This is a genomic window from Paenibacillus sp. sgz302190, from assembly GCF_059820445.1.
The window spans coordinates 1-531 of record NZ_JBZYAO010000113.1 but is presented as its reverse complement, the minus strand read 5'-3'; the positions used below and the strand labels follow the sequence as shown (position 1 = coordinate 531).

Genomic DNA, 531 nt, shown 5'->3' with positions numbered 1-531 from the left:
GTGGAAGCGCGGCAACGTGTGGAGCTGACGAATACTAATCGGTCGAGGGCTTAACCTATACAATTTAACTCACACTTTACGCAAGTTTCGTATCTAGTTTTCAAGGAACAAACCTTGAATTGAATACTGTTCCCTGATAGCTCAGTTGGTAGAGCACTCGACTGTTAATCGAGTTGTCACAGGTTCGAGTCCTGTTCGGGGAGCCACATTATGGAGAGGTGTCCGAGTTGGCCGAAGGAGCACGATTGGAAATCGTGTAGGCGTCACAAGCGTCTCGAGGGTTCGAATCCCTCTCTCTCCGCCACTTTACAACTCGCAGTAAATGAAGTAATATGCTATCAAGGCCCGTTGGTCAAGGGGTTAAGACACCTCCCTTTCACGGAGGTAACAGGGGTTCGAATCCCCTACGGGTCATAAGGATTCATCATGCAAAGGAATTTGCGAAGTTGATTCCAATATCCCATGGAGGCTTAGCTCAGCTGGGAGAGCATCTGCCTTACAAGCAGAGGGTCGGCGGTTCGATCCCGTCAG

General features: G+C 49.5%; 3 tRNA genes. All 3 read left to right on the top strand.

From position 1 onward, the window contains the following. Positions 1–130 precede the first annotated feature (130 nt). A tRNA-Asn gene (locus AC6RNO_RS36785) sits at positions 131–206 on the top strand. Between the two features lie 6 nt (positions 207–212). After that, a tRNA-Ser gene (locus tag AC6RNO_RS36780) sits at positions 213–304 on the top strand. Positions 305–342: 38 nt separating this feature from the next. After that, a tRNA-Glu gene (locus tag AC6RNO_RS36775) sits at positions 343–414 on the top strand. Positions 415–531: the final 117 nt, after the last annotated feature.